The sequence below is a fragment of the Candidatus Binatia bacterium genome (genome assembly GCA_036382395.1).
Lineage (GTDB): Bacteria > Desulfobacterota > Binatia > HRBIN30 > HRBIN30 > JAGDMS01.
The window spans coordinates 1-3375 of record DASVHW010000117.1; the positions used below are offsets into that span (position 1 = coordinate 1).

General features: G+C 61.2%; 3 protein-coding genes. All 3 read right to left on the reverse strand.

Annotated features, from left to right (window positions below; all coding sequences use genetic code 11):
- Positions 1-449: site-specific DNA-methyltransferase (locus tag VF515_05585; protein HEX7407107.1), on the reverse strand; the 449-nt coding region annotated here is incomplete at its 3' end.
- A gap of 328 nt (positions 450-777) precedes the next feature.
- Positions 778-2211: a SpoVR family protein gene (locus tag VF515_05590; protein ID HEX7407108.1), complete on the reverse strand. Its 1434-nt coding sequence runs from the start codon at positions 2209-2211 to the stop codon at positions 778-780.
- Between the two features lie 9 nt (positions 2212-2220).
- Positions 2221-3375, reverse strand: a 1155-nt coding sequence (gene yhbH / locus VF515_05595) for a sporulation protein YhbH (GenBank protein ID HEX7407109.1), incomplete at its 5' end; no start/stop codon positions are given.

Here is a 3375-nt window from a genome sequence, read left to right on the forward strand (position 1 = left end):
CCGTACGGCGGGTCCATGTAGATCATCTGCACCTGCCCGCCGAGGCTCTCGTAGTGCAGCAGCGAGTTCATCACCACCAGCGAGTCGCCGAGGATGAGGCGGTTCACCCAGTTGTCCGGGTACTCGTAAGCGCGCAAAACCTGATCGTGGATCGGCCGCTGCGGATCGCCGAACAGCTCGAACATCGAGAGCTGCTTGTCGCGCTTGTGGCCCTTGAGCGTTTCGAGAATCGCCGTGGTCGACAACCGCTCGTGCACGAACAGCGGCAGTGTAGGCACGTCGAACGACAGCCGCTCCGCCTTGCCGGCCCAGTTCAGGAACGGCTTGCTCAGCGCACGCAATTGCTCGGCCGCCGACTTCGCGTCTTCAAGCGACGGTGCGTCGAGGATCTGGCGAATCAGCGCCTCGCCTTGCTCGCGCGCCGGGTTCTGCCCATCCCAATCGAGCACTGGCGACAGCGATGAATCGTAGCGATAGCGCTGCGGCGGCTTCTTCTTGCGAAACTGCGCCTGCGTACCGACATCCGGCCGAAGCAAGCTCGTCGCTTCGGGGTGCTTGTAGGTCTCAGTTCGCGGCGCTGCCGACACAGAGCGTTGGCGGCGAGGGCGCGGAGCGCTGATGCGTTTTCGAGCAGTCATACGATTGCTGCCAAGTCATAGAGCATCAGGCGCCTACACGCTACCCAATTGGGTGCTGGCGCAGGCTTCTACTGCCTCAAGGGTTAAATGGCAAACGATACGGCCGCTAAGCAGATACGAACGATCGGGGCGACTGGCCTCACTTCAGCGTTTTACTGGAAAAACCGCGGTCGTTGTACAGCAGCAAAGACCGCTTGCCGCCCACGACTGTCTCCAACGCCACCTCGCGCTGCCACAGGCGGTAGACGTACGAGAGCGTCTTCTCGGCATACTCCAGCTGCAGATCGCGCCCGTCGTAATCGTGCACCAGGTAGAGCACGCGGTTGTGACCGAAGTCCGCGTCTTCGACCTTGAGGACCGGGATCGTACCCATGCCGATGTTCTTCAGTAACGTCTCTTTCACCTCGCGCCAGCCTTCTTTGTCAGCCACCCGGGCGATGACCAGGTCGTCACCCTTGGTCTCGTACTCGAAGAGGTGCAGGTCGCGAATGAGATTCTCGGTGAGATGCCGGCGGAGAAACGAGACATCACGGTCGGTCTCGCGGACTTCGAACAGCTTCTGCGTGCCCGTGGGGTGCGCCGGCCCGAGCTCCTTGGCCTCCTCCGGGGTGGGTTCATCGTACCGGCGGCGGATGTCTTCCCACACCCGCAGGCCGAGATGGTACGGATTGAGACCGTGGGCAAACGGCCGCACCACTTGGTTGTGGCGCACGAGGAATTCCAGGTGCAGTTCTTGCGGCAGGATGAGGCTGTCGAGGATGCGCTTGTGCCAGTACGTGGCCCATCCTTCGTTCATGATCTTGGTTTCGATCTGCGGGATGAAGTACTGCGCTCCCTCGTGCACGATCGTCAGCAGATCCTTCTCCCACTCCGCCAAGTACGGGTTGTGGTCACGGATGAACAGCAGAAGATCCTCATCCGGCACCAATGGCACCTTGCGAAGGTCCGGCTGCGTGTACGGTTGGCGGCGATGAATGCTCTGGAACGGGTCCTCCGGTGGCCGCGCTGCGTCCAACAGGTCCTGGCGCTCTTCTTCGGGGGTGCGTTTGCGCACCGCGAGGTTGCGCCGGCACTGCAGCGAGACGGCGTGGGCCGCGTCGAGGATGTGCTCCACTTTCTCGATGCCGATGCTGGGATCCTCGACGTAGCTGCGGACACGGTTGCGGTGCGCCTTGAAGGTGCTGATCGTGAATTCGGGGCGGGTCGTTCTGAAGGTGAAGTTGTTCTTGAAGAAGTCGTTGTGTCCGTAGACGTGCGCGATGGTGAGGATCTGCAGCAACAACGAGTTGTCGCGCATCAGATACGCCAGCGCCGGATTCGAGTTGATGACCATCTCGTACGGCAGGCCGGAGACGCCATAGTCGTACAGCGTCTTCAGCTTTTCGTAGGCCTTGCCGTAGGACCAGTGCGGGTAGTGTGACGGCATGCCCGAATACGCCATGTATCCGAGCATCTGATTGTGGTTGCACAGCTCGAACTCCTGCGGATGGCAGTCGAGCCCAAGCTCCCGAAGCTTGTCGCGGATCTTGGCGTCCCACTCTTCGAGGACCCTGATGTCGTACGCCGTCGCCATGCAACCGCCTCACTGTTCCGTGCCGCGGTCCTTGGCCAGGAAGGCTTTGAAGCTCGGCCAGATGTCCTCTTTGCGCTCGATGAGCACGGTCTGGAAGTTGTCCGCTTCCAGGCGGCGGAAGACGTTCAGCATGGAGCTTTCGTAGTAACGGGAGCCGAGCGGTTTGATTTCGCCGTAGCCGAACAGGTTGCAGACGTCGGCCAGCTCCTTGGCGGAACGCAGGGCCGCGGGGTTGTCGGAATCGAAGTTGTCGCCGTCCGAGCAATGAAACGCGTAGAGGTTCCACAACGAAGGGTGGTAGCGCGAGGCGATGATATCGAGCGCCTTCTGATAACCCGAGGAAATGAAGGTGCCGCCGGATTCTCCCTTGCGGAAAAATTCGTCTTCACCGACCTCGCTGGCCTCGGTGTGATGCGCGATGAACACGATTTCGACGTTGCGGTATTTGGTGACGATGAACTGGAAGAGGAGGAAGAAGAAGCTCCGCGCCAGGTATTTCTTCATCGTGTCCATGGAACCGGAGGTGTCCATGATGCACAGCACCACCGCGTTCGACTCCTTCTTCGTGTCGATGATCAGGTGGCGATAGGTGAGGTCATCCTCGTGGAACGGAAAGCGTTCGTGGTCGTCGGGGAAATGATGGTTGGTGTGGCGCGTGGCCAGCCGCCGCTTCACCTTGGCTCTGACGGTACGGCGCTTGTCCAGACGCACCCGCACGCCCACTTGGCGATAGCCTTTGCGACGACTCATGCGCTGGGCCGCGATCTCGCGCAGCTTCTTGCGTTCGAGATCCGGCAGCTCGAGATCCTCGAACATGATCTCGATCAGTTCCTCCAGGGTGACGTCGGTTTCATAGTAATCGACGCCCGGCTTGTCTCCGGCGCGATCCTCGCCGACCGGGCCTTGGCCCGCCGCTTTGCCGATCACCTGGCCGGGCTGTGAATCACCGTCGCCCTCGGCCACGCCGGGGGCGTTTTCCCCATAGACGAAGCGGTACTCCTTGATGCCGCGGATCGGCACCTTGATGATGTGCTCGCGATCTTTGCCGATGATCGACTCTTCGGCGATGATGTCCGCGATGTTCTCGCGAATCGACTGGCGCACCTTCTGACGGTGGCGCAGGCGGTCGCCAGACGAGCGATCGCTGCGTTCCGCGTCAGCCGG